The organism is Vibrio orientalis CIP 102891 = ATCC 33934, from assembly GCF_000176235.1.
GTDB classification, from domain to species: domain Bacteria; phylum Pseudomonadota; class Gammaproteobacteria; order Enterobacterales; family Vibrionaceae; genus Vibrio; species Vibrio orientalis.
Map to the genome: position 1 here is coordinate 1,040,332 of NZ_ACZV01000005.1, position 25,519 is coordinate 1,065,850.

Here is a 25,519-nt window from a genome sequence, read left to right on the forward strand (position 1 = left end):
TTATTGTTACTACGATCAACTTAAACAATACGGCAAACTGATATCCTATTAATAAAGATTCATATCTCAACTACAATAACTAACAATAGGACACTGGCTTTCGATGGAATCACTCATCAAGGAAGTTATTTTTGCTCAAAACGAAGACGAGCTTTACGCCCGCTGCCTTCAAGACATCTACTCACGTTACCAACCCAATCATTGTTTCATCGCCGAATACGACCTGTATACTAACGTCGCTAATACGCTCCATTACTTAATAAATGGTGTATCGGCTGATAGTATTTCCTATAGCTTGGTCGGAAGCCCATGCGAACAGGTACTTAACGATAAACGCATTTGTGCATACCCCTCCCAGATTCAACAGCGCTTCCCTGAAGACATTGCATTGCAGCACCTAAATGCAGAAAGCTATGTTGGAATACCACTTCAATCTAGCGATGGCGCAATCGTTGGCGTATTAGCATTGTTGTTTGACGATCGCCTAACTAGTGAACCTATCGATAATGATTGGCTTTTAACTATTGGCTTTTTGGTTGGTAAATCTATCCTTCAGCATCGATTAACTCGTCAGAAGAATACCCTGCTTAGGCAGTTACAACGCTCCGAACAAATCACTCAATCTTGTTCATGGCGTTGGGATGTGGAGAAAGATAAGTTCAAATACTCAAATAATTTAGGGGTGATGTTTGACCTGAACACAGACGTGAAATTATCATTTTATGAGTTCTTCAATCAGTATGTGTTTAAGTCACACGAACAATACAAACAGTTGTTAACGTCAGAGTGCGCGCACGAACAAGTTGTCACAACGATTATCCATAGTGAAGAATCTAAGTGTCACATTGATTTAGAAATCACCTACAGCAAGCACTTCGGGCCAAACGGGGCACTAACTCGCATTGAAGGCAACGTTCGTAATATTTCTGACCTATCCGAACTCGTAAATGATCATCTTATCGCTCAGCGCGTCATCGAGCTGTCTAGTAGCGGTGTTATTCTGACCGATGCTAATAATCTTATCTTAAATATGAACTCCAAAGCTGAAGATATTACTGGATATCGCCTCGATGAGATGTATGGCCTGCCCCCCTCTACCTTCAGTTCTGATATACATGACCGTAAGTTCTATAAAACCATGTGGCAATCAATAGAACTCAGTGATTGTTGGTCTGGAGAAGTTTGGAATAAGACCAAATCTGGTGCGATTTACCCAGAGCAACTCTCCATTCATGTTGTAAGAGGACGTAAAGGCGATATTCAAAACTACATCGCGATTTTTGATGACCTCAGTTATAAAAAGTCGATTGAAAACGAGCTATTAAAATATCGGAACAAGCAAGACTTCACTGGCTTGATGACACGTACTAAGTTTATTCAGATGTTAGAAGACAACCCTGAGTTTGCCGTGCTTTTAGTTGATATTAGTCGTTTCTCTGAAATTAATAACCTATATGGTGAAGAGTTTGGCAACAAGGTGCTTAGCTATGTCGGGCAAATTCTGTATGCCAATTACAGCGCAGAAAAACTGAATATCTGTCGCTATGGCGCTGACCAGTTTGCGCTCGCGTGGAATTTAGCAAACGTTTCCGGTGTGGAACAGCTCGTTTCGACGATTAGAGCAACGGTTGAAGAGGCATTTTCTATCGATGGTACAACCATGAACCTAGCGGTCAACATGGGCTATTCTTTACCAATTGAATCCACCAGCGAAACGCACCCTTTAACTAAGGCGTACTACGCACTTGAAGAGGCGAAGTCCCAACTCACACCTGGGACAATTCGGTATTCTGACTATTTAGAGCAACGCGCCGAACGTAAGCATCAACTAGGCGCCATGCTTAAACAAGCATTAGATGAAGAACGCTTACATGTTGAATATCAGCCGATTTATGACTTACAAACCCGAACTATTGTTAAGTTTGAGGCTCTCGCTCGCTGGGTCGAAGGAAACCAAAGTATTTCGCCATTTGAGTTTATTCCAATTGCAGAGGAACTGGGTTACATCTCTCAACTGGGTAACTTGATCCTTAAAAAAGTGTGTAAAGATATTCTCTCCATGAAAGCGCTAGGGTTTGACGAGATTGTAATATCCGTTAATCGCTCAATTGAAGAACTGCTGAATGAGGAGATAGATAACTGCTCTATCCTTTCACAACTCGAAGAGTCTGGGCTATCTACCCGAGACGTTATTATTGAAATCACTGAATCGATACCGCTTGAAGATAAACCTCAAGTGCAGGATTTATTGGATTGCTTAAGAAAGCGTGGACTTAAATTAGCGCTTGATGACTTTGGTACTGGTTTCGCTTCATTTTCCAATTTAATGAAGAATACTGTCGACTTGTTGAAAATTGATCGATCATTTATTCGGGATATTGAGAGCGACAAAAACAACGCAGTGCTTGTGGAGTCGGTTAACATGTTGGCAAGCCAGCTTGGATTAGAGGTAATTGCTGAAGGGGTTGAGACTAAGCAACAACTTGAATTGCTCCAATCAATGGGTTGCCGATATATCCAAGGTTATTACATTAGTAAACCAGTCCCTTTCGATAAAGCAATGACACTTTTAGAAAAATACAGCGAACACAGTAGCTAACCTTCGCTTTATCAAGCATAAAAAAAGAGCCTGTTAATCCAGGCTCTTTTTTATGTAAGTTACTTGATATTCAAGAATGCTGCGCCGCGGACACCACCTGAATCACCGTGTTTAGCTTTGATGATCTTCGGACATTTAGCTACAGATAATAGGTACTTAGGTACACGCTTTGGCATTTCTTCGTAAATAAGTTCGAAGTTAGATAAGCCACCGCCAAGTGCAACCACATGTGGGTCATTAGCAGTAAAGATGTTAGCAAAGCAAATCGCCAACAGTTCCATAAAGCGCTCAACATGCTCTACCGCTTGCGATTCACCAGCTTCATACGCAGTGATAATCTCAATCGCTTTCTTCTCTTCACCAAAATAGTGGGAGTAGATGAGTTCAAAGCCACGTCCTGATAAGTAGCTATCGAGACAACCTTTCTTGCCACAACCACAACCTAATAGAGGCGCGTTCTCACCTAGATGGAACCAGGCATCCAGAGGCAAACGCATATGGCCAAGCTCTCCTGCGACGTGGTTACGCCCTGAAAAAACAGCGCCGTCATAGATCAAACCACCACCAAAGCCCGTACCAAGAATAAGCCCCATTACAGAAGGCTCATCTTTCAACTCATCATCCCAAGCTTCGGATAAGGCAAAACAGTTAGCATCATTTTCAACTTTGACGCTGCGACCAATCTTCGCTTCAAGGTCAGCGCGCAGTGGCTTACCTTTTGCGGCCGGAACATTAACCGTTAAAACAGTACCATCATCAGCATCTTCCATTCCTGGCAGACCTAAGCCAATTTTACCCTCGCAGTCGAACTCTTGATCATACTTGTTGACCAAGCCAGCGATGGTTTCCACTAATTGCTCATAGTCTTCGGTTGGTGTTGGAGTGCGCTCAGTGGCGACTCTTTCCAACTTATCGTTAAACGCACCAAACTCAATCTTAGTGCCACCAACGTCAAAGCCGTAGTACATGTTATCTCTCCCAGACAATATTCATAAAATAACTAATTTCGTCATTATCCATATAGCTACGCCTACAAACTGTGACTTAGAACCAGTTTAGCTGGGAGATAGAATCAACTGCCCAATCTCTATCCAACCAAAACCTAAATATTAGAGTGATTTCTCGTTTCCGAATTGGGCTAAGAATTGTTTCAAGGCAGGACGGGAATCATCGGGCTTGTTTCGAGTCTTGCTGTTCATGTATGACTCTCTAAATACATTAAACCAACTTGATAGTATGTCAGAGACATTCTGGTGACCCAGTTCTTTGAACACAAGAATCGCCACTTCTGCAGTTGCAAGGTGCTGTTCATTATCAGATCGCCTCATCATATACTTTGAAACTTCGGTTGGGCTGATGGAAAGCACTGGTAATGAGTCAAGGTAAGGTGACTTTTTGAAAATTCGCCTTGCTTCACGCCAACTACCATCAAGAAAAATAAGTAGCGGTTTCTTGCTCGCCTCTAGTGGTTGTCGCTCGCTAAATAGCAGCCGACTCTTCTGTTCTACATACTCTTCGGGAAAGACAACGATGGGTTGGTAGTCAGGGTTTTCGAGCAGTTTTAGCATCTCTTGTTCAGGCTCTGTACGACTCCACTGGTATGCGTAACCTTCTTTGACCGTGTCTAGAATCAACCGACCAGTATTACTCGGTTTAAACACTTCATTTTCTGACATTAGCAGCATCACAGCGATATCACTGTCAATATCTGGCTGATGCTGACAGAGGCAATCTTTTAACGAGACTTGGCAGTATTGGCAGCGAACGACTTTGCTGCCTCGCGCATTGAATGGTTTAGTTGAACGAGCTAATCGCTGCTGATACAGGTGATGAAAGGCGTGGATTCTCATGGCGTATCGTAGATAATGAACAGGGGGAGCAAGTTTACCCTCCCATTTTACAGTTGCAAGGATTAGTGAGAATGCAGGACCCAGAATTGATTCGTTTAAGTATTTTTATTGGCGTACTCTGCTTGTGCGCCATATGGGAATGGGCGGTTCCGAGAAAAACACTTACGCAAAGCAAACTTTATCGATGGCTGAATAACCTAGGGTTAGTTGTTTTTAATTCTGTCTGTTTAACCTTACTGATGCCGATTCTCGCTTACGAATCCGCAGTTTATGCGCAACAGCATCAGTTAGGACTCTTCTATCTGATCGATGTTATTCCCTACACCATAATCGTACTTACAACGGTCGTATTGATGGATCTCGCTATTTACATCCAGCACATTGTTTTTCATCGGGTCCCTTTCTTATGGCGCTTACATCGTATGCATCATGCCGATCAGGATATTGATGTCACCACTGGGAGCCGTTTTCATCCCATCGAAATCTTACTATCAATGTGGATTAAAATTGGTTTGATCCTCGTGTTAGGTGTCCCACCACTTGCCGTGATCATCTTTGAAGTCGTGCTAAATGCGAGTGCTATGTTCAATCACAGCAACGCCTACCTACCGTTAAAGCTCGACCGAATATTAAGAAAATGGATCGTCACCCCCGATATGCACCGAGTTCATCATTCAGTGGTCACTAAGGAAACCCATTCTAATTTTGGTTTCTGTTTATCAGTGTGGGATAGATGGTTTAATACTTATCGTGCTCAGCCAGTCGCCGGGCACGATAACGTAGTGATTGGTATACCGCTGTTCCAACATCGTCAGGAGCAGCGAATTGATAAAATGCTTACTCAGCCATTTCGAAACGACTAGATCACGTATTTATGGAGCATTGCTTGCTGCTGTTCAGCAATACTGGCTACCTGCTGAGAACTTTCAACCATCGACTCTAGCTGTTGTTGGGTTTGCTTGCCTTGTTTAGTGACCAGACCAATCGCTTCAGTTACATTGGAGGTTGCTTTCTGCTGCTCTTGAGTTGCGATCGAAACCTGCTCCACTCGAGAGCGAATGTGCCCGACTGACGATTCAATGTGGGCGAAAGTCTCTTTAACCATCTCACTTGATGTTAACGCATTGGTCATTTCTAAACGCGATTCTTCAACAGCCTGTTTCGAGGCTTGAGCAGCGACGACCAGTTGGTCCATCCTCGCTCGAATGTTCGTTGTTTGGGCGGACGTGTCACTGGCAAGCTTTCTTACTTCATCCGCGACCACTGCGAATCCTCTTCCCTGCTCTCCCGCCCTCGCCGCCTCAATCGCAGCGTTAAGTGCAAGCAAATTAGTATTTTCCGCAATACCAGATATCAAATCGACCATCTCACTAATTTGATTGACGCGCTTATCGAGTTGTAACATTGATGCTTCGTTAGCATTAAGAGATTCCGCCAAAGCTTTAAGCCTTATCTGGTTTTTTTCAATGGCCTTAACACCCTTCTCAGAATGTTGAGATGCATATTGGGAGTCTTGGTATGACTCATTCGTAACTTGAGCGATTTGACGAATGGAAGTATCCAATTGATTGACCGCGTGCCCCATAGTAGCTAAAGATTCATTCTGTAATGAAAGACTGTTATTCGATTCAGAAGCAGCGCAGTGACTCACCTCCGCTGCTTGATATAGCGTTTCACAGTTACTGGTAACTCGGGATATCGAATCTTGAGTGGATGTCGCTAAGCTGTTTAGTTTTTGCGAGACATCCCGTAACTCACGAGGCCCAATCAATTTCGCGGTGGTGGTAAGGTCATGCTCTGTCATGCTTGTGACACTCGCTAGGATATTAGTCAGGCTACGATTGATCCAAACGCGCAAAGTAACGCCAACGACCAGTACCAACAATACCATCATACCTCCACTCACGATTAGCGTCTTTGTGATACGCTCTATCGTTGTCGTAACAACGCCTTTCCCCTTATCCATCAGAACTTGAGCACTGGCAGATATCGCGTTAAGTCGTTCAATTGTCGTATCCGCGACGAGCACCACTTGATCAACCTGCTCTCTCTGCTTCTGCACGATGTTTAGCTTTTGTAGAATCCGCTCAACAATGGCATTTGGTTCAAATCCCGAATTTACCATCTCATATGCGGCGGTTAAGCTACTGAACTCAGTCACCTCAGGGTGCCACTGCTTAAAATCATCATACGCGAGCTCTACGCCTGCGAGTCTGTTTTTAAGTTGTTTGTACTCTCTTAGCGCTTGTTCAGGATCGTCTTCCATCAACAACTGAGTAAAACCACTTTCCATCGCACTAACATTGGCGATGAATCGATTCGCCGCATCCGCTGACTCTGGGTTGTCACCGACTAAAAAAGTACTGATACGACTCATTTCTGGCCCTGAAGACCCGAGCCCATATCGGAAAGCCTCTAGTTCTGAGTCTATATCCTGCTTAAGTAATAAAATATCTCGCTGAGTATTGATCACTGAGCGCGTTAATTGGTTTAATGAAGCCACTTGCTCAGAAAGTAGTTGCAACTCAGTGGACGAAATCGCTTCACCGAATTGTGATGATAATTGCAGCACTTGATTCGATGACTGGATATTTTTCTCCTGCAAACGCTCAATCTTGGGTATTAAGCGATCAAGTTGCTGAGACGTATTTGCTTGAGTGCTATAGCTAAGCTGCTTTGCTTGCTCAAGTATCGTTTGCGTCAAGTATGCATTTTTCATCGCGAGTGGTAATGCTTGGTCTGACAAACGAGAAAACTCTCGTTCAATCCTGTCAATGCCTTTAATACTGGTGACAGCAAGCAAAATGACCATTATTGTAATGGCTATGAACACCGCGCTTATCGTTTGCACTAACGACAGCTTACCTTTTTTCAACGCTCCCATGTCGAAGAAAGTCCTAATACGAAGATTTGATACAAGGGATACTATGACTAGTTTGTTACGATTTAATTGCACAGAATGGCGTGTTAAGAACAGACTCCGATTTGTACCAGTCGGCAAACTACTCCTTACGTCTTTACTTTTAGGGGGGTGTTCAAGCAGCCCAGACTTCGAGAGTGCAGCCGTAGAAACAAAGCCCATTACAGTTGAGCAAGCTAACGTAAAGAATTCATTTTTGGATGTTTATAAGGTGTGGCAAGGCGCTCCCTATCGACTAGGAGGCACAACTCTAAATGGTGTTGATTGTTCCGCATTCGTTCAAACGGCATATGAAAATGCGTTGGGGCTCAAGATTCCCCGAACAACGCTTGCACAAGTTGAAGTAGGACAGAAGATAGAGTATGAAAACGCAGAGATCGGGGACCTCGTCTTTTTCAAAACGGCCCCCAAAACCCGTCATGTGGGTGTTTATCTAGGGAATAAACAATTTATGCACGCCTCAACCTCAAAAGGTGTGATCATTTCAAGATTAGACAACCCTTACTGGGCTTCTAAATATTGGCATGTTCGACGCGTCACTTATTCACCACAAGCAAACTAAGTCAGCGTGATGTTAATCGTACTTAGCTACGGCAGAATCAAATAAATTTTTCAACAGGGCGATATATTCATCAAGAAACCCTATTTGCTCATTAGTCGCAGGCTTTGTCCAAACACCCGCTAGCACTTCTCCAAGATCTTCTACAACTGAGTCCGCTTCTTTTAATAATTGGAAACGTACACTCGAATGGAGTTCTGGGTTTTGTTCGAATATGGCCATGATATTACTTGCGACCATGTCGGTTACAACATCTTCTACACTTTCTGAGCCCGTATCGCCATCATCAGAAGCAAATACGTCTAGATTAAAAGCTAAGTGCTCGATAAGAGCTAAGTAACCATCGGTTTCTACAACCACTGTCTCTCTCCAAAATTGCGAACTCGGCGAGTTCCATCCTAGTAATAGTAAGACATATCAATAAGAATACACAACTTACGCCGAATCAGTTGCTGATAATTCCTCCACCCAATTCAATATACCGAACATCAGTTTAAATAGTGAATTGAGGATGGTAAGAATACAAACCTGTCAGGCAACAATAAATAACGATACAAGGTTATGTCCTGACATAAATCACACTTTCATTAATGCGCTGTGCAAATTAGGTAAATGATTGAATTTTTTGCACTATGAATCAGAATTCACTATCAGCATATTCTACACTGTAGTTATATCGAACCGGACGCAGGATATGTTATGTGGCAAGCCATCTCTAAACAGTTATCTGAGGTTTTATTATTTTCTTTTGAAATTAAGGAAAAAACGAAAGTCCATGGGGGAGATATCAATGATTGCTATATGATCTCGGACGGTGAACAGCGTTATTTCGTTAAGGTAAATAGACGCGACTTCTTACCTAAGTTTGAAATTGAAGCAGAAAACATCCGTCTATTGCATGATACTCGGACCGTGTTTGTCCCTGAACTTGTCCTCACCGGGACATCGAAAGATCACTCATTCATCGTACTAAACTACCTACCTACCAAACCGCTCGATGACAGTAAGAATAGTTTTTCCTTTGGTCAGCAGCTCGCTCGCCTTCACCAATGGGGAGAACAAAAAGAGTATGGGCTTGATCAAGATAATTATATAGGCGCTACGTTACAACCTAATAAGTGGGATCGAAAGTGGGCGCGCTTCTTCGCCGAACAACGTATCGGGTGGCAGCTTCAACTGCTACGTGAAAAAGGGATAGACCTCGTCGATATCAATGAGTTTACCCAAATCGTCCAAAACCGCTTAGCAAACCATCAACCAAAACCCTCCCTGCTCCACGGAGACTTATGGCATGGCAACGTCGCGAACTCTGTATTTGGTGCTATTTGCTATGATCCTGCCTGTTATTGGGGCGATTGTGAGTGTGATATCGCCATGACAGAACTGTTTGAAGGGTTTCAAGCTGACTTCTACCAAGGCTATGAAAGTGTTGCTCCGCTCGAGTTAGGTTACAGCGAGCGCAAAGAGATCTATAACCTCTACCACTTGCTTAATCATTACAATCAGTTCGGTGGTCACTATCTTGATCAATCACAGAAACTGATAAAGCAGATACTTTTATATTAATTGTAAATACTTATTACCTTACAATAAGTTAGATGTTTAGAATCATGTAATTGTCAAACTGGTCCGCGCTCTTTGGTGAGCTTAATAAGGGCCAAAATTAGATTTCTATAGCTCTATCAACTTTTGTACTTAATTCATGTCTAACACTAACTTCTCAGCATATTATTACTATGTCGACAGGGAGTTTCTCAAAGCTGGTTTCTCTAGAGATGGAATAAAGATGTAAGGAATAGAGTTATGCGTAATTACACAGAAAAAATGGTTTCTTGCCCTCATTGCGGACACACGATAAGTATCACGTTAGATGCGTCCAATGGTAATCAAAATTTCTACGACGATTGCCCAGCGTGTTGTAATGCCATTCACTTAACAATGACCGTCAATGAACAAATGGATCAGATCGACCTTCTCATTGATGCCGATGACGAACAGATTTTCTAACTAGCGACTTTAGTATTGTCCGTCAATTACGCACTATTATCGCGTTCTCATTTACTTAGTTAATAAGCCATAGCGAATAGGTAGCCCTCATAGACAGCTACCTATTTTTGTTTCATCATTACCCTAAGTTTTTAGTTGCTAAAACGCGCTCAACTGTATCCACTATCGCTTGGGTTTGCGGGTCAAATTCAACGTTAATCTTATCGCCTACTTGGCGCGTGCCAAAGAGAGTACGATCTAACGTCTCAGGGATTAGATGAACCGAGAAACGGTCTTGCTCGACTTCACCAATCGTTAATGAACAGCCGTCCAAGCCAATGTAGCCTTTCGCAAGTACGTATTTAATTTTGTCTTCAGCGATAGAAAACCAGATTGTACGGTTGTTTGGTGAGTCAATCACGTCAACGACTTCAGCAACTAAACTAATGTGTCCAGACATTGAATGACCACCAATTTCATCACCAAATTTGGCCGCCCTCTCAATATTGACCGAATCCCCTTCGGCAAGAGCACCAAGGTTAGTCAAGGCTAGAGTTGCTTGCATTAAGTCGAAGTCGATTAAATCACCTTCTATACGGGTCACGGTTAAACAACAACCATTATGAGCAACGGAAGCACCAATGGCTAAGCCTTGACGCATTTCACCAGTTAACTTGACTGTATGGGTTTGAAATTTATCTTTCTTTTTGATGGCAATGACTTCTGCCATTCCTTGTACAATTCCAGTAAACATTGTCAGTTTCCGTTAGTTTTTATTAGCGCTTAGTGTGACATTTCTTTATCATCGCACACAATCATTTTCTCTTTGATGAGAGTAAGGCTTTCCGTCTCTTTCCCCTAGCCTTGTTCTCGATTACCTAGTTTGGAGTTCTCTTTTGCATCGTTATAAAGCTGAAGCAAATACCTTGGTCAAACTCGCGACACCAGTGCTAATCGCATCTGTTGCTCAGACGGGCATGGGCTTTGTCGATACCGTAATGGCAGGTGGCGTGAGTGCAACCGATATGGCCGCGGTTTCGATCGCTGCTAGTATCTGGCTACCTTCTATTTTGTTTGGTGTTGGTTTGCTAATGGCACTGGTCCCGGTCGTCGCACAGCTTAATGGCTCAGGCCGCCAAAAAAAGATCTCTTTTGAGATCCAACAAGGCATTGCAATGGCTCTGCTGATTTCTGTGCCAATTTCCTTGGTTTTGCTACAAACGAAATTTATATTGGGGCTGATGGACGTTGAGCAGCTTATGGCTGATAAAACTATTGGCTATATGCATGCGGTGATTTACGCAGTTCCTGCTTTCTTGTTATTCCAAGCGCTTCGTAGTTTGACTGATGGTATGTCATTAACCAAGCCAGCAATGGTGATTGGATTTATCGGCTTACTTATCAACATCCCACTTAACTGGATATTCGTCTACGGAAAATTCGGCGCTCCTGCACTCGGCGGCGTTGGTTGTGGTGTTGCGACCGCTATCGTTTATTGGATAATGTTTGCGTTATTACTTTTGTACGTACTGACGTCTAATCGTTTGGCAAAAATTGAGGTATTTAGTACCTTCCATAAACCCGATACGGCTGCACTACTTAGATTGCTAAAACTTGGCTTTCCTGTCGCAGCTGCTATGTTCTTCGAAGTGACTCTTTTTGCGGTGGTTGCGTTACTTGTAGCGCCACTCGGGTCGCTTGTCGTAGCCGCTCACCAAGTGGCGATTAACTTCTCTTCACTGGTGTTCATGTTACCAATGAGTATTGGCGCTGCAACCAGCATTCGCGTAGGCCACCGCCTTGGGGAAGAGAATGTTGAGGGAGCAAGAATTGCTTCACATGTTGGTGTTATTGTCTCTGTCGTTCTTGCTTCAATGACGGCATTGCTGACTATTGCATTCAGAGAGCAAGTTGCACTGCTGTATACTGATAACCGCGCTGTTATTGAGTTGGCATTGCATCTTCTTTTATTCGCTGCCATCTATCAAATCACGGATGCCATTCAAGTCGTTGCCGCTGGTGCACTACGTGGCTACAAAGATATGGCCGCAATATTCAATCGTACATTTATTGCCTATTGGGTACTCGGTCTGCCGATTGGCTATATTCTCGCGATGACAGATTGGATCGTTGAACCAATGGGGGCCCAAGGTTTCTGGCTTGGTTTCATTATTGGTCTATCGTCAGCTGCAATTATGTTGGGGCTGCGTCTACATTGGATGCATAAACTCAGTGATCAGGACCAGTTGGCTCTGGCTTCTAAATAAACAACAAGGGTCGACTCGTTCGACCCTTTTTTATTTCTGGTTATTGAGTTCTTTCACGAACATAGCGCGCAAACTTAGGCACACCATTACTCGTATAGCCATTGTAGCGATAATTCACCTTAGTCCCGATAGCGGGAGGGTTTTTACGTAACTCGTCAGAAAATCCGCTGCCGATATAGAATTGAAGCCCACTGTCTATTTGAACTAACAAGGCACCCATCATTCCCTTGTATTTGCCATTTCCGACCTTATAGCCAATCACTAGCGCTTCCGCATCTTGGTGCTTTTTCAATTTAAGTAAATCACTGCTTCTTCCTGCCTGATATCGACTGGTTATCTTACGTAGCATTACCCCTTCACCTTTCGAGCTGTCGACGCTGTCTAAATAACTAATTAACTCTTCTTGTGAGGCAATGGGCGTATGTTCTACATATTTTAGGTGATCAACATTTAACGAGTTAACTAAGTGAACCAAGCCAAAGTACCGCTTTTGATAGTCTCCCGCAGAATAAGGGATATCAAACAGCATGTACTCAATACGTTTCCACGCGCTATCGCTTGGCGTTTTGTCGAGGACGGTTTGCTGTACTAGCGAGAAATTACCTCTACCCGCCCACAACTCCCCTTCCAAGGCATGATGTGGCAAGGGTTCAGTAAACCAATGCGGGGCATGAATAGGATGACCATTCCGTGTCTTTAGCTGTTTTCCATCCCATATCGCCCTAATGCCATCGAGCTTCTCACTCTGCCAATATTCATCGACAATAATGTCGCTGTGATAGCTGGTCGCTAACATGACAGGCATGAAGGATGTCGAGTCATTATGTGTCGTTGCGTTTGCCATCGCGGAAAGCATAAGTCCGACTGCAACAGCGGAAAGCCGTAATTCCATTTGCTCTTCCTAAGTGATTTCGATAACTCATTCTCATCCCTTTTTTGGCCTATTAGCAATCCTACAGCCTTCATCATCCGATACATATCTTGCTTACTCTCTAGTGATAGATCTAAGAGTTACATAGCATCTTTTGGCTTGCTTTCCATTGATCAAGATTGATTGTCAGAATGAGAAAATGGTTTTCTCATTCTGACAATTTCTCAGATCAACAAAATAAACCTTTGATTTTTATATCAAATAAATTTGGCACGCTATCTGCTCTATCTACTTCAAACCAATACGGAGATAGCACAATGGAACTACGTAAAATCGAAGCAAATGACACGATTACTACTTTAATCATCAACGGTAACCTAGACGCAGACGGGAGCCGTTTCGCTCAACCTCATATCGATGAGATCATTGCAGACAATACACAACGTGATATTGAAATCGACTTTAGCCAAGTTCAGTTTCTTGATTCATCTGGTGTTGGCGCAATTGTTTACCTGTACAAACGTCTTGTAGAACGTCAGCGCAACATGCGTATTGAAAATGTCTCAGGGCAGCCTCTTGAAATCATCAACCTGCTGCGTATCGACCAAGCGATACCGGTCAACTCTCACACTCATTAAAAACAATAAAGCTTTAGACCACTAAAGCACTAACAAAGGACGTTGGCATGAACACATACACACACTACATAGCCCTAATTGCGACCACTTTGAGCCTTATTGGTTGTAGTAGCTATCCGGAAGAAGGAAGAGGAGGCATTGCTGAGAACTATATTCAGTCCTCCTTCACTCCGGTAATGCCTGATGAGCCATTAGGGCCAGAGCATGGTTTACGCTTTGACTGGCAACTAGCGAAGCTTCAGTTGGACACTTTAATTCGTGAAGGTGCACGTTGGTGCTTTCCAGCAGCCGTCGTGCAAGCGCTAGAAAAGCAAAACCGGATCGCGCGTGAACTTGAAGGCGGATTACTGTTGGATGCAGCCAACGATCTCGTTATTCAACGCAACAGACTGAATGAATTAGAGCTCCAACTAGACTACGTCACATCGCAATCAAAATGTTTACCACCTACCAATGAGCATTTATTCCAACGACGCCTAGCGACTATCGACGAGCTATACAATTTGCTTAACGTCGACAATCAGTTTGCGTTCAACTCGACTGAAATCAACCCTAAATATATGGGCCACTTAGCCGAAGCATCAAACATTCTTAAACAGCACCCACAGTTTCACTTAGCCGTGACAGGCCATGCCGATTCCGTAGGTGATGTCAGCTACAACCAAGAACTTGCAATGGGCAGAGCACAACAAGTTAAGCGCTACCTCACTATATTTGGCCTTTCACCAAGCCGTATTCAAACCAAGTCGGTTGGTGACACTCTTCCTTTGTACGAAGGCGATTCCGATGGTGTTCGCTTAACCAACCGCCGAGTCAGTATTGAAGTCATCGATACCGAAGAGAAAACAGCGATGCGCATGCAAGGAGGCTATCATGAAGTGGACTAACTATATCGTCGCGGCATTACTATCCGTTACGCTAACTTATGCTTACGCTAACGAAGAGCGTGTGCAAATTGGTGATTTAATCCAAGTAAATCTACCTGGCGAGTCAACTCTCAATAAAGGCTTTCAAGTTGATAAACGTGGCCGAATTACACTTCCTGAGGTAGGCGCTCTGTATGTTGCTGGTTACAGTGAGCAACAACTGGATGTCGCGGTTAAAGAAGCCTTAGAGAAAGTCTATCGCGATCTTTCTTCTGCAACCGTGTATATCGCTGAACAGCAAATTCTTGTCTCAGTGCAAGGTTATGTGAACTCACCAGGTGAATACACTCTTACAAAAAGTGCTGATATTCAGATGGCCCTTCACGCTGCAGGAGGCCTTCGAGCCGGCGCTCAGCTTAATAATCTATTTATCAAACGTGGCGCGGAAAAAGTCACCTTTAACTACAAATCGTTTCTGGATACGGGTAACGAAACGCTATTACCAGCGCTTAAGTCTCTCGATACGATCTTCGTCCCTGCTTCGCCGTTGGTTGGTAATATTGAACAAGAGTTCGATGCCAATAAACTTGCCAATGCAGGTGATAGCGGTGACGCTCGTACGGCAATAAAGGTATTTGGTGAAGTTAACGCTCCCGGCTCGTTTAGTTTCAAAGACAATACCGACCTTGTGGATGTGATTATGCGCGCCGGCGGTGTGACCCGTTACGCCTCTGTAGAGCAGATTCGCGTTATCTCCAATAACGCCCCTAAGCTTTTTAACCTGAAAGCCTATTTAGACAGCGGGGATATTTCTTTACTTCCAACCCTTACCCCAGGCACAACTATCTTTGTTCCAAAACAAGAAGATGAGATTAAAGCCGGAGCAAATGTCGTTTACATCATGGGCGAAGTGGCGCACCCCGGTGCCTATGAGGGTAAGAACAACGCTTCATTTATGGATATCTTAGCCAACGCTGGCGGCCCAACACGTTATGCAGAGTCTCGCCAAATTCGTGTCATTAAAGCCAATGGTCGTGTGGTTAAATTTGACTTAACCGCATTCACGGAAGGTTTAACTCGTAGTAATCCACCTTCGATCGGCCCAGGGGATGCTATTTTCGTTCCTGAGAAAACCGATATGAACGAAAAGTCTTGGCTAAAGATCGCCCCTAACCGCGCCGTAAGTGTCATTGGTGAAGTCGTTCGCCCTGGTCGCGTCGAATGGTCAGATGAAATGGATCTTATGGACCTTCTCGCTCATGTTGGCGGTCCGACATTAAGAGCCGACACATCGAAGATTGAAGTCGTCACCCAAGGTAACAAGTTACACATTTTTGATTTGGACGCATTTATTCTCAGTGGTGCTCAAAGTAGCGAACTGCCAAATATCAGCGCGGGTTCTATTATTCGTATCCATGATCTTCCGCAAGATCCTTCCGACAACAAATCGCAGTGGGTACGTCAAAGTTCAGATGCGTCGATCTATGTGTTTGGCCAAGTCAACGCCCCCGGACGTTACCGATTTACCAAAGACATGCATTTCTTAGACATTCTGTCTGCGGCAGATGGTCCGACAAAAGACGCCGACATTCATAACATTCGCATCACTCATCGTGACAAAAGCTACTCGAAAGTCAGCAAGCTGAACCTATCGCTTTACTTTGAGACTGGTGACGAAAGCTTACTCCCACTAGTCACTATGGGCGACACCATTTATATCCCAGAGAAAGACAAAATCTGGCTCGATCGTTCTAAAGAGTCAACGGTCCGCGTTCTTGGTGCAGTCAACAACCCAGGCCGATACGTGTTTGATGACAATATGACTGTTCTTGACCTACTTGCAGAAGCTGGGGGCCCTTCAGAGCGTGCCTACTTAGAAAAAATATCGATCGTCAACATGTCTTGCTGCCAAGGACAGGCAAGAATATTTGACCTCATCGATTTCAGTAAAACAGCCAATATGTACAAGCTGCCGGTGTTAAGAGCTGGAGACACTATCTATGTACCGGATCGAAATGAAAGCTTCCTAGAAAAAGCACGCGTGGGTTTAGAAGATATTCTTCGCCTTACCACCACCATTGTATTAATAGGAGCGCTGTAATGATTATCCCTGCAACTCACTCTGAAATTGAACAGATTTATCTAGCCGCAGAAATGCGCGGGTGTCGCTCGCTGTGTGTGACAGCTTGCCAATCAGGTGACGGCGTCACATCAATCGTCACAGCACTGGCTGAGCGTTACTTGTTCGCTGGCCTTAAAACTCTGGTTGTTGACTTGAATACCTACCACCCAGCTTTTGAAGGTGTCGATTTTTCTCAAACACTTTCTGAGCAACAAATCGGTTCTCTCATTTCTCACTCAGATACGCATCAGTTGTTCACTGGATTGACTATCCCAACCACGCAAGCGGCGTTACTGGAATATAAAGACCCTTCTTGCTTATCAAGAACGGTTGATAAGTGGCTAATACATTTTGATCGGGTGGTATTCGATACCTCACCACTACTTCATGTCAACCGCGGTAACATTCCAGCTCAAGTGGTCGCCAGTGCTTGCGACCAAACTGCCCTTGTTGTGTTGGGCGGCAAGACCTCCACCAGCCAACTGACAAAAGCAGTGTCATTACTTGATAGCGACTCCGTCGAGATATTGGGCACTGTACTCAATATGAAAGACCAACCAACGCTCGCGCAAGAAATAGTCAGAGAAATTGACCGCATTAAAATAATGCCGCAAAGATGGCGCAATTACTTAGCGCAAAAAGTCCTCAACAATGAATTTTTGGCTCAATCTGCATAGGTAATCATTATGAAAAAGCTCACTCTAATCCTAAGTATTTGTGCGTCATGCAGCTCTTTTGCCGCAGACACTTTAACGTTTGGTGTCGTGCCTCAGCAATCAGCGAGCCGCTTGGTCGAGCAATGGGGGCCAGTCATGGACTATTTATCTGAGCAGACCGGTCAAAAGATCGAATTCAGTACCGCCGCAGATATACCGACCTTCGAGAAGCGTCTAGCCAATGGTGAGTATGATATCGCCTATATGAACCCTTACCATTACACCGTATTTAGTGCCAAACCTGGTTACCAGGCAATGGCTAAAGCAAAAGACAAACGCATTAAAGGAATTCTCGTCGTCCGAAAGGATCAAAACATCGAGTCGCTCCAACAGCTCGACAGCCAGAAACTCGCATTTCCATCACCTGCGGCATTCGCTGCCACCATCCTAACTCAAAGTGACTTAAACCAAGCCGGAGTCGATTTCGAAGCTGACTATGTCTCATCACATGACTCGGTTTATCTGTCTGTTGCTAAAGGCTTCTACCCCGCTGGTGGAGGTGTGATGCGCACATTTAACTCCATCCCTAGTGAACTCCGTGAACAACTCAAGCCTTTGTGGATAACTAAGCCATATACACCACACGCTATCGCCTATCACCCGCGCTTATCGGCTTCACAAGCGAAGGTCATTCGTCAAGCATTAACAAACCTAGAAAATAACGCCTCAGGTCAGACTCAGCTTAAAAAGCTCAATATTAAAGGTTTCGTTGATGCAAATGATAGCGACTGGGACGACGTCAGAGCGCTCGATATAACCTTACTTGATTAAGAGGACCTGACCATGACCTTACGTTCTAAAACTGTATTAGGTATCGCGTTTATCGAGATCGTTGTCTTAATGGTCCTAGTATTTAGTGCGATGCGATTCTTATCCGAGTCGAATGAGAAACAGTTAATTCAGCGTGCTAACTCTAGTGCGACCATGTTTGCACATGCAGCAAAAGACGCGGTACTTTCAACGGATCTCGCGACACTTGATGATCTCGTCAATGAGTTCATGACCCTTGAAGATGTCGCTTACGTTCGCGTGCTACGCAATGACAAAGATATGGCGTGTGCTGGCGATAAAGACCTGCTTGCCAGAGCAATGTCGAATGATAGTTCGTTAAATAGTGTAGATGACGGGATCTTCGATTTACGCACTCCGATCACTAATGGTGGTGTTCCATACGCTTATGTTGATATTGGCTTCGAAACAGGTCCAATCAACGCCATGCTAGCTCAAGCTCAAAAAGCGATCATTGGTATCGCCACCGTTGAAGTTATTCTCGTTGCCCTAGTCTCTTTCGTGCTAGGGACTTACCTAACTCGTGGATTAACGCGCCTAGCCAGTGCGGTCAATACCGTTGGCCAACGAGGTCCTGGATTCCAGCTACAAGAACACTCAAAAGATGAATTAGGGGAAGTGACCAAAGCATTCGATGATATGTCCGCTAAACTCGAAAAAGATTACCAAACCTTAACCGCTGCACGTGAAGGCGCAGAGCAAGCTTGCGACTCTAAAAGCCGTTTTCTAGCCTCAATGTCCCATGAGATTCGAACACCAATGAATGGGGTGTTAGGTATTTTGAATATTCTTGAAGAAACCAATCTAACAAATGAACAAAAGAAACTGGTGAGCACTGCAACCGAATCGGGTCATTTCTTGTTGTCTGTCATCAATGACATCCTAGACTTCACGCGAATGGAATCGAATACACTAATATTGGAACATAAACCGTTTGATTTCCGCCACTGTGTCGAGAGCGTCGTCGATACCTTTTCTCCCGCGGCCACTAACCAAAACCTAATCTTACATTGCTACATTGAAGGTAGTGTGCCGAGCAAAGTCAACGGCGATGAGAATCGTGTCAAACAAATTTTACTCAATCTAATTGGTAATGCGATTAAGTTTACTCACGAAGGCAGTGTCACAATTAAAGTTTGTGCTACTCCGCTTGATAATGGCAAAGCCAAAATTACCTTTGAGATTCAAGATACCGGGATTGGCATTAGTCAAAATGCGATTGATTACCTATTTGACGAATTTACCATGGTCGATCAAAGCTACTCTCGGAGTAAAGAAGGGTCTGGTCTTGGCCTAGCCATTTGTCGACGCCTATGTAATTTAATGGACGGAGAAGTCAGTGTTATCAGTGAACCTGACATTGGTAGTACTTTTGTTTTCGACGTTTGCTTAGAAGTTACTGACGAACTAATAACTTCTCCAGTAACAAGCTCTCGACGTGAATTGATTAACAAAGACGCACGTATTCTCGTTGCGGAAGATAATCGAGCAAATCAACTGGTTATTCGTGAGATGTTCAAGCGTGTTGGTAGCCAAATTGATATTGCTGAGAATGGTCTAGAAGCGCTTGAAATGGCACAGCAATATCAATACGACCTCATCTTTATGGATATTTCAATGCCTAAAATGGATGGCATGACCGCTTGCCGCGCTATACGTGCCCTAGAAGACGAAGCAACAGCAACCATACCAATCATCGCCCTAACTGCACATTCACTCGCAGGAGATAAAGAAAAGTTTCTAGCATCAGGAATGGATGACTATCTATCTAAACCGTTAAGACTCTCACAACTAGTTGATAAAATTAATCTATTCTTAGATGAGACTCCAGAAAAAGAGGTAGAACAAAAATTACCGACAACCACACCGAATAAGCAAAAAGTCACATATGAAACTAAAATGATACCTGTAGACGAAAAATATGAGGATACAGAGCAATTGGAACTCGTAGATGAACAAGTGATCAAACAAATGATTGAAGATACTTCTGCTGATGTCATTCCTATACTCATCGACCATTACATTGAGGAGTCACAAGATAGACTCAGCAAAATCTACCAAGCAATCGATGAATCTGATAAGGAAGTATTGGAGTTTGAAGCACACACTTTAGGCAGCTCGGCTCTGGCTTTGGGTAATCGCACTCTATCCAACTTAGCGCGAAAAATTGAGCATCTTTGCCTCGATAATAAGCAAAATGATGCCTTCCAATTAAAAGAAGAATTACAAAATATCGCTAAATCTTCGCTTGCGGCACTTGAGGTTCGTAAACAACAAGGATTTAGTGAGCCGACTGAGTTATAAGGCTTTATAGATAGGACATCACGAATGAAACCAAAAGTATTATTAATAGAAGATTCCACCTCTTTGGCGATTTTGTATCAGCAATATGTGAAAGAAGAGCCCTATGATCTTTTTCATGTCGAAACGGGTAAGGAAGCCATTGCCTTCATTGAACGCAATATTCCCCAATTGGTCATTCTCGATCTTAAACTGCCTGACATGCACGGCGAAGAAATACTCGACTGGATAAATGAGCGTCAAATTCCGACCTCGGTTGTCGTGGCAACCGCTCATGGCTCGGTCGATTTAGCGGTTAACTTGGTTCAAAAAGGAGCTAAAGACTTCTTAGAAAAACCCATTAATGCAGATCGATTAAAAACGTCTATTGCCCTGCACTTGCAGCAAGTCAAACTTACCAACCTTGTTGAGGATATTGAGAACAAATTTGATCGAACTCGCTTTCATGGTTTCATTGGTTCGAGCTTACCCATGCAAGGGGTATATAAGATCATTGATTCTGTCGCGCCCACTAGCGCGAGTGTTTTTGTGATTGGCGAAAGCGGCACGGGTAAAGAAGTCTGCGCGGAAGCCATCCACCAAGAAAGTAAGCGTAAAGATAAAGCATTCATCGCAATAAACTGCGGTGCGATACCTAAAGATTTGATGGAAAGTGAAATCTTTGGCCATGTTAAAGGAGCGTTTACCGGAGCGACGGCTGATCGCAAAGGAGCCGCATCCATGGCAAGTGGTGGGACGCTTTTCTTAGATGAGCTGTGTGAAATGGAACTGGAAATGCAGAAAAAACTGCTACGTTTCCTTCAAACCGGTACGTTTACTCCGCTCGGTGCGACAAAAGAAATGAAAGTGGATGTGCGGATCATCTGCGCGACAAATCGAGATCCTCTACTTGAAGTTGAAGAAGGACGTTTTCGAGAGGACCTATACTATCGCGTTCATGTCGTTCCAGTTGACATGCCACCACTGCGAGAACGCGGAAATGACATCCTGACCCTCGCTACGCACTTTTTAAAAATGTACGCCAAGGAAGACGGCAAAAAATTTGCTGCCATTCATCGTGACGCCGAGTCCACATTGAAGCGTTATAACTGGCCGGGTAATGTCCGACAACTACAAAACATCATTCGCAATATTGTGGTACTCAATGATGACACGCACCTACGCCTGTCCCATTTACCAGAGCAACTTACCAGGAATCAAAAAGCAAAAACCGTTACGACTCAAACGATTACCTCCCCCCAAACGGCACCAGACCCTACTCATACTAGCTTTGCGCCACCAGCTTCTGAGGCCTCTCCTACTGACGTACCAGAGCGCCCTGTGACCATTCGCCCGATGTGGCAGATAGAGCGAGAGACCATACAGCAAGCCATTGATTATTGTGATGGTAACGTCTTGAATGCCGCAGTTTTGTTAGAGCTGAGTCCTTCAACGGTTTATCGCAAAAAACAAGCTTGGGAAGCCGAGGATGAACACCAAACCGTCTAATCAGGTCTGGCTCATTATCGATAGTTTCACCTTTGGTGGCATCGAAACGCACCTGCTTGAGCTCGCAAATGGGCTCAAGCAACATCAAGTTGAAGTAAAGGTCTGGCTGATTCGTCATTACGAATCAGACTCCCAACTCGCAACCAAACTTAATCAAGCTGAAATTAACGTCGAGTACCTTGATCAAACTGACAAACACTATATCCCTTACCTACTTGAGCAAATCAAATCCCAATCTCCTGCGCTTATACATGCTCACGGCTATAAAGCCAGTCTGGTGTGTAAACTGGCGCGCGTATTGACAGGCATCCGACAAATATCGACCTATCATGCCGGGGAGACGCCTAGTGGCAGAGTCTGGCTGTATGATTTCATCGATAGATATAGCGCCTTTATTTCGTCTTATTCTATTGCTGTTAGCGAGAAAATTGCCACAAAGTTACCCGTTCAATCTACCTGTTTTAATAACTTTATTGATGACCGAAATCTAGAACCGAGTCGCGGTACCGCTATCGCCTTCGTTGGACGTTTAAGCGAAGAGAAAGCCCCCGATCGTATTCTTGAACTGGCTCAGCTTAACAGTGCGTTAAACTTTGAGATATATGGCAGTGGCCCTATGGCCGAGCAGCTTCAAAACGCTGCACTGACTAATGTGACTTTTCATGGTCATCAAACGAACATGAATGCAATATGGAGTAATATCGGATTACTCATTATCTGCTCACGTTATGAAGGTTTGCCAATGACCGCATTAGAAGCGATGGGAAGAGGAATTCCAGTTCTTGCTCTCAATGTCGGTAATCTTTCTCGGTTGATAGTCAACCACGACAATGGCTTTCTCGCTGACTCAATGGCTCAACTGAATGAAGCGTTAACTGAGTTTACAACCCTCAACAATGAGCAGTTACTCGCTATGCAAACATCGGCAATAAAGACAATAAAACATTCCTTTTCTTCCAAAGCAGTTATCCCGCAACTGCTTCAGCTCTACTTCCCATCCCGCTATCAATCTGACTTTCAAATTGAGAAATAACAGAGCCAGATTACATCCATTGAATTTAACTCCTTATAATCAATAGCTTATATAAATTGATTTATTGGCACTCCCCTTGCCTTATTCATTAGAGTCGACAACAGCATCGATGCTATTTTGAATTTAAGGAACGGGTTATGGCTAAGAAGATACTTTTTGTACATTACGGTGATAATTGGATTCGTGGCAGCGAGAAATGCTTACTCGACCTAATCCACTATTTAGATAATCGTCAGTACCGTCCTTATGTATGGACGAACAACGAAGCATTGTTAACCGCATTAGACACTGACTTTATCCCTGGCGAAACTTCAGATTTCCCTCTTCTTCTAGGCTGGAAAGCACCAAAATATGATGTTAGTGAGTGGTACCGTCTGTTCAAAAAAGCGTGCGACATCATCGAAAACAAAAAGATTGACCTGATCCATGTCAACAGCGCTGCACCATGCCAATGGATGCTCGCCGCCGCTCGCGCAAAAAAGGTACCTTTGGTTACACAGCTGCATAGCCCATACCCAGCTCGAGAGCGCCTAACGACCGGTTTACATTTATCTCCACACATCATTTCAGTCAGTCGCTATGTTGCGAAATCATTACTTCAAGATGGTTACCCTGAAGATAAGTTATCCATTATCCATAACGGTATCGATGTTAAAACGCTTGAAGCTCAGTCAACCGTCGATGTTAAGCGTGAACTATTACTACCTGAAAACAGCTTTGTTTTTGCAACCGTTGGTTCGCTTATTAAACGTAAAGGTGTTGACAGAATCCTTACGGCACTTAGACACGTCACCCTAGAGTATCCACATGTACACCTCGCCGTTATTGGCGATGGTCCGCTACGCAAAGAGTTGGAACAACAAGCGGACTACCTTCACTTGTCAGCAAACGTGCATTTTGTCGGCGAACAAAACAATGTTGTAGGTTGGCTTAAAGGGTGTAATGGATTCGTCAGTGGCGCGAGAAGTGAAGCGTTTGGTTTAGTCGTCGCAGAAGCAGCACTGGCGAAGTTGCCAATCGTCGCACCATTCGAAGGGGGAATTCCCGAATTCATCCGCCACGGAAAAACTGGGATTCTTTATCCAAATAGCAAGATCGCTCCTCTAGCAAATGCGATGAGAATAGCTGTTGCAAATCCAAACCTTTGTAAAAGACTCGGTTTACAAGCGTATCAATACATTTCTCTAAATCATTCGCTGAATAACTCTTGCCGAAAAATTGAAGCTCTGTATCGCCAGCTGCTGTCGCAACCTCAAGGACAAGTGCGTTCATTCCTGCATACCTTTTCACCACTAAAAACGTTTGTAGCGAACCGCTTAGCATTAGGAGAACAGCATGGATAGCCACAACGCAACCTTAGTCTTCGATCCTATCCCATTTAAAGGAGGCTCAAAGATAGCAACAAGTGACGCTTTGAATCTGTGTGATCGCGAAAGCTGCCATTTTATCATTCTGACCGTTGATCCAGAGTATTGGCAGGCAACGGAACTTTGCGCTCAGCACACGGTTAAAGTCGCAAAGCTTTGGCACCTTGCTTGGCTGATGAAGCATCATCACGGTTATTTATATTGGCTCAACCAATGTTTACTTCTAATACAGTTATTCTTTGCACTGCTTCGCTTTAACCGTATCCAACAAGTCGTTGGCGCATCTGGACCTGGTATTGATATGCCCATCTACCTTGCTCAGCGCTTATTTTCTTACCAAATCACGCAACTTGTCCATGGCAATGTCGGTTTATCTCGATCAATTGGTTACTGTTTGACAAAAGCCGACGCTGTCTTTTACCTCCCTTCGACTCGACAAAGCCTCTTGGACGCGATCCAAACCTACGTAGCAAAAGAAACAGGAGTGTCTGACAGTGAAGTCATCGCACAATGCTACCTCAGATCACCCACTTACCAAGTTTTCATCAATGGTTTACCAAAATCACGTTGGCCAACGCTGGCTCAACAAGACCTGCCTATCTACTTCTGGGCAGCATCATTACTCAAGTGGAAAGGTTTAGATCTTCTTGTTCAAGCGCTTAAAGAATGTTCGGCATTTAAACCGCTCTCGACCAATATTTGCTTTATCCGTCCCAAAGATACTTGTTTACCGATTTCAGAAGCGCCAATCAACATCAGATACACCAATTGGTATGATGATCCAAGCGACCTTGATTCGATTCGCCGCCAATCAAGTGTCTTTGTTTCAACCAGCCACAATGAACCCTTTGGGCTGTCAATTCTGGAAGCGCTTGCCGCTGGTATGTGCGTGATCATTCCCCAAGATGGCGCGTTTTGGGACCAGAACCTTACGCACAATCACAATTGCATCAAGTACCATCCCAATGATGCTCAGTCTTTAATCAATGCCATGCTATATGCATCTAACGACGCCAGTGTCTTAAAGAAATGCCAAACTAATGCCCTGCTCACCGCTCAGCAGTATCGAGCCGAATACCGTTATTTAAGACTGGCGCAGCACATAAATGGTGACACCGTCACTCCTATAATCCGCATTTGTGATTGA

General features: G+C 44.0%; 21 protein-coding genes and 1 pseudogene. 16 read left to right on the forward strand and 6 right to left on the reverse strand.

Annotation, left to right across the window (positions count from 1 at the left end):
• Nucleotides 1-103 precede the first annotated feature (103 nt).
• A complete protein-coding gene (locus VIA_RS15535; protein ID WP_004414108.1) occupies nucleotides 104-2,599 on the forward strand; it encodes a bifunctional diguanylate cyclase/phosphodiesterase in 2,496 nt (831 codons plus the stop codon).
• A gap of 59 nt (nucleotides 2,600-2,658) precedes the next feature.
• Here VIA_RS15535 and nagK read toward each other — a convergent pair whose 3' ends face one another.
• Together nagK and VIA_RS15545 are read right to left on the reverse strand one after the other, a co-directional pair.
• On the reverse strand, nucleotides 2,659-3,567 hold the full coding sequence (gene nagK, locus VIA_RS15540; protein WP_004414111.1) for an N-acetylglucosamine kinase: 909 nt from the start codon (nucleotides 3,565-3,567) through the stop codon (nucleotides 2,659-2,661).
• A gap of 141 nt (nucleotides 3,568-3,708) precedes the next feature.
• Nucleotides 3,709-4,449 carry a tRNA-uridine aminocarboxypropyltransferase gene (locus VIA_RS15545; protein WP_004414112.1) on the reverse strand — a complete coding sequence of 247 codons (741 nt, stop codon included), beginning with the start codon at nucleotides 4,447-4,449 and terminating at the stop codon, nucleotides 3,709-3,711.
• Nucleotides 4,450-4,520: 71 nt separating this feature from the next.
• Between VIA_RS15545 and VIA_RS15550 the strand changes: the two genes are divergently transcribed.
• A complete protein-coding gene (locus VIA_RS15550; protein ID WP_004414113.1) occupies nucleotides 4,521-5,312 on the forward strand; it encodes a sterol desaturase family protein in 792 nt (263 codons plus the stop codon).
• Here VIA_RS15550 and VIA_RS15555 read toward each other — a convergent pair.
• On the reverse strand, nucleotides 5,309-7,333 hold the full coding sequence (locus VIA_RS15555) for a methyl-accepting chemotaxis protein (protein WP_004414115.1): 2,025 nt from the start codon (nucleotides 7,331-7,333) through the stop codon (nucleotides 5,309-5,311). The two genes, VIA_RS15550 and VIA_RS15555, sit on opposite strands and share 4 nt — an antisense overlap.
• A 43-nt stretch (nucleotides 7,334-7,376) precedes the next feature.
• Between VIA_RS15555 and VIA_RS15560 the strand changes: the two genes are divergently transcribed.
• Complete coding sequence (locus VIA_RS15560) at nucleotides 7,377-7,931, forward strand: NlpC/P60 family protein (RefSeq protein WP_004414117.1); 555 nt, start codon at nucleotides 7,377-7,379, stop codon at nucleotides 7,929-7,931.
• Nucleotides 7,932-7,943: 12 nt separating this feature from the next.
• Here the strand turns inward: VIA_RS15560 and VIA_RS15565 are convergent, their stop codons facing one another.
• On the reverse strand, nucleotides 7,944-8,288 hold the full coding sequence (locus tag VIA_RS15565) for a DUF3802 family protein (RefSeq protein WP_004414118.1): 345 nt from the start codon (nucleotides 8,286-8,288) through the stop codon (nucleotides 7,944-7,946).
• Between the two features lie 339 nt (nucleotides 8,289-8,627).
• On the opposite strand from VIA_RS15565, the gene VIA_RS15570 reads away from it, so the two are divergent.
• Both VIA_RS15570 and VIA_RS15575 read left to right on the forward strand, forming a co-directional pair.
• Nucleotides 8,628-9,494 carry a fructosamine kinase family protein gene (locus VIA_RS15570; protein WP_004414120.1) on the forward strand — a complete coding sequence of 289 codons (867 nt, stop codon included), beginning with the start codon at nucleotides 8,628-8,630 and terminating at the stop codon, nucleotides 9,492-9,494.
• Nucleotides 9,495-9,731: 237 nt separating this feature from the next.
• Entirely contained in the window at nucleotides 9,732-9,935 is a 204-nt protein-coding gene (locus VIA_RS15575; protein WP_004414121.1) for a CPXCG motif-containing cysteine-rich protein, read from the forward strand.
• 118 nt (nucleotides 9,936-10,053) lie between these two features.
• On the opposite strand, the gene VIA_RS15580 is transcribed toward VIA_RS15575, so the two are convergent.
• Entirely contained in the window at nucleotides 10,054-10,668 is a 615-nt protein-coding gene (locus VIA_RS15580; protein ID WP_004414122.1) for a riboflavin synthase, read from the reverse strand.
• A gap of 139 nt (nucleotides 10,669-10,807) precedes the next feature.
• Between VIA_RS15580 and VIA_RS15585 the strand changes: the two are divergent.
• A pseudogene (locus VIA_RS15585) lies at nucleotides 10,808-12,181 on the forward strand (MATE family efflux transporter); the annotation flags it as partial.
• A gap of 40 nt (nucleotides 12,182-12,221) precedes the next feature.
• Here VIA_RS15585 and VIA_RS15590 read toward each other — a convergent pair.
• Nucleotides 12,222-13,073, reverse strand: a complete 852-nt coding sequence (locus tag VIA_RS15590) for a DNA ligase (RefSeq protein ID WP_004414127.1) — start codon at nucleotides 13,071-13,073, stop codon at nucleotides 12,222-12,224.
• 296 nt (nucleotides 13,074-13,369) lie between these two features.
• Here VIA_RS15590 and VIA_RS15595 point away from each other — a divergent pair, with 296 nt between their 5' ends.
• From VIA_RS15595 to VIA_RS15640, 10 genes are all read left to right on the forward strand, one after another.
• A complete protein-coding gene (locus VIA_RS15595; protein ID WP_004414129.1) occupies nucleotides 13,370-13,690 on the forward strand; it encodes an STAS domain-containing protein in 321 nt (106 codons plus the stop codon).
• A gap of 47 nt (nucleotides 13,691-13,737) precedes the next feature.
• Entirely contained in the window at nucleotides 13,738-14,577 is an 840-nt protein-coding gene (locus tag VIA_RS15600) for an OmpA family protein (protein ID WP_004414131.1), read from the forward strand.
• On the forward strand, nucleotides 14,564-16,657 hold the full coding sequence (locus VIA_RS15605) for an SLBB domain-containing protein (protein WP_004414133.1): 2,094 nt from the start codon (nucleotides 14,564-14,566) through the stop codon (nucleotides 16,655-16,657). Before VIA_RS15600 ends, VIA_RS15605 begins: the two co-directional genes overlap by 14 nt.
• Entirely contained in the window at nucleotides 16,657-17,355 is a 699-nt protein-coding gene (locus tag VIA_RS15610; RefSeq protein WP_004414135.1) for a P-loop NTPase family protein, read from the forward strand. Before VIA_RS15605 ends, VIA_RS15610 begins: the two co-directional genes overlap by 1 nt.
• 9 nt (nucleotides 17,356-17,364) lie before the next feature.
• Entirely contained in the window at nucleotides 17,365-18,165 is an 801-nt protein-coding gene (locus tag VIA_RS15615; RefSeq protein ID WP_004414136.1) for a phosphate/phosphite/phosphonate ABC transporter substrate-binding protein, read from the forward strand.
• Nucleotides 18,166-18,177: 12 nt separating this feature from the next.
• Nucleotides 18,178-20,487 (forward strand): ATP-binding protein, encoded by a 2,310-nt coding sequence (locus VIA_RS15620; protein WP_004414138.1) that lies wholly within the window; start codon nucleotides 18,178-18,180, stop codon nucleotides 20,485-20,487.
• Nucleotides 20,488-20,511: 24 nt separating this feature from the next.
• Nucleotides 20,512-21,972: a sigma-54-dependent transcriptional regulator gene (locus tag VIA_RS15625; protein WP_004414140.1), complete on the forward strand. Its 1,461-nt coding sequence runs from the start codon at nucleotides 20,512-20,514 to the stop codon at nucleotides 21,970-21,972.
• Nucleotides 21,953-23,005, forward strand: a complete 1,053-nt coding sequence (locus VIA_RS15630; RefSeq protein ID WP_004414142.1) for a glycosyltransferase family 4 protein — start codon at nucleotides 21,953-21,955, stop codon at nucleotides 23,003-23,005. The genes VIA_RS15625 and VIA_RS15630 overlap by 20 nt, the downstream gene beginning before the upstream one ends.
• A 137-nt stretch (nucleotides 23,006-23,142) precedes the next feature.
• Complete coding sequence (locus VIA_RS15635; protein ID WP_004414144.1) at nucleotides 23,143-24,348, forward strand: glycosyltransferase; 1,206 nt, start codon at nucleotides 23,143-23,145, stop codon at nucleotides 24,346-24,348.
• A complete protein-coding gene (locus VIA_RS15640) occupies nucleotides 24,341-25,519 on the forward strand; it encodes a glycosyltransferase family 4 protein (RefSeq protein ID WP_004414145.1) in 1,179 nt (392 codons plus the stop codon). The genes VIA_RS15635 and VIA_RS15640 overlap by 8 nt, the downstream gene beginning before the upstream one ends.

Bases quoted from the DNA above. Each gene is read 5' to 3' on its own strand.
- VIA_RS15575 (WP_004414121.1), top strand. From the start codon at position 9,732: ATGCGTAATTACACAGAAAAAATGGTTTCTTGCCCTCATTGCGGACAC.
- VIA_RS15560 (WP_004414117.1), top strand. From the start codon at position 7,377: ATGACTAGTTTGTTACGATTTAATTGCACAGAATGGCGTGTTAAGAAC.
- VIA_RS15595 (WP_004414129.1), top strand. From the start codon at position 13,370: ATGGAACTACGTAAAATCGAAGCAAATGACACGATTACTACTTTAATC.
- VIA_RS15630 (WP_004414142.1), top strand. From the start codon at position 21,953: ATGAACACCAAACCGTCTAATCAGGTCTGGCTCATTATCGATAGTTTC.
- VIA_RS15550 (WP_004414113.1), top strand. From the start codon at position 4,521: ATGCAGGACCCAGAATTGATTCGTTTAAGTATTTTTATTGGCGTACTC.
- VIA_RS15635 (WP_004414144.1), top strand. From the start codon at position 23,143: ATGGCTAAGAAGATACTTTTTGTACATTACGGTGATAATTGGATTCGT.
- VIA_RS15605 (WP_004414133.1), top strand. From the start codon at position 14,564: ATGAAGTGGACTAACTATATCGTCGCGGCATTACTATCCGTTACGCTA.
- VIA_RS15555 (WP_004414115.1), bottom strand. From the start codon at position 7,333: ATGGGAGCGTTGAAAAAAGGTAAGCTGTCGTTAGTGCAAACGATAAGC.
- VIA_RS15590 (WP_004414127.1), bottom strand. From the start codon at position 13,073: ATGGAATTACGGCTTTCCGCTGTTGCAGTCGGACTTATGCTTTCCGCG.
- VIA_RS15535 (WP_004414108.1), top strand. From the start codon at position 104: ATGGAATCACTCATCAAGGAAGTTATTTTTGCTCAAAACGAAGACGAG.
- VIA_RS15620 (WP_004414138.1), top strand. From the start codon at position 18,178: ATGACCTTACGTTCTAAAACTGTATTAGGTATCGCGTTTATCGAGATC.
- VIA_RS15580 (WP_004414122.1), bottom strand. From the start codon at position 10,668: ATGTTTACTGGAATTGTACAAGGAATGGCAGAAGTCATTGCCATCAAA.
- VIA_RS15600 (WP_004414131.1), top strand. From the start codon at position 13,738: ATGAACACATACACACACTACATAGCCCTAATTGCGACCACTTTGAGC.
- VIA_RS15625 (WP_004414140.1), top strand. From the start codon at position 20,512: ATGAAACCAAAAGTATTATTAATAGAAGATTCCACCTCTTTGGCGATT.
- VIA_RS15570 (WP_004414120.1), top strand. From the start codon at position 8,628: ATGTGGCAAGCCATCTCTAAACAGTTATCTGAGGTTTTATTATTTTCT.
- VIA_RS15545 (WP_004414112.1), bottom strand. From the start codon at position 4,449: ATGAGAATCCACGCCTTTCATCACCTGTATCAGCAGCGATTAGCTCGT.
- VIA_RS15615 (WP_004414136.1), top strand. From the start codon at position 17,365: ATGAAAAAGCTCACTCTAATCCTAAGTATTTGTGCGTCATGCAGCTCT.
- VIA_RS15610 (WP_004414135.1), top strand. From the start codon at position 16,657: ATGATTATCCCTGCAACTCACTCTGAAATTGAACAGATTTATCTAGCC.
- nagK (WP_004414111.1), bottom strand. From the start codon at position 3,567: ATGTACTACGGCTTTGACGTTGGTGGCACTAAGATTGAGTTTGGTGCG.
- VIA_RS15640 (WP_004414145.1), top strand. From the start codon at position 24,341: ATGGATAGCCACAACGCAACCTTAGTCTTCGATCCTATCCCATTTAAA.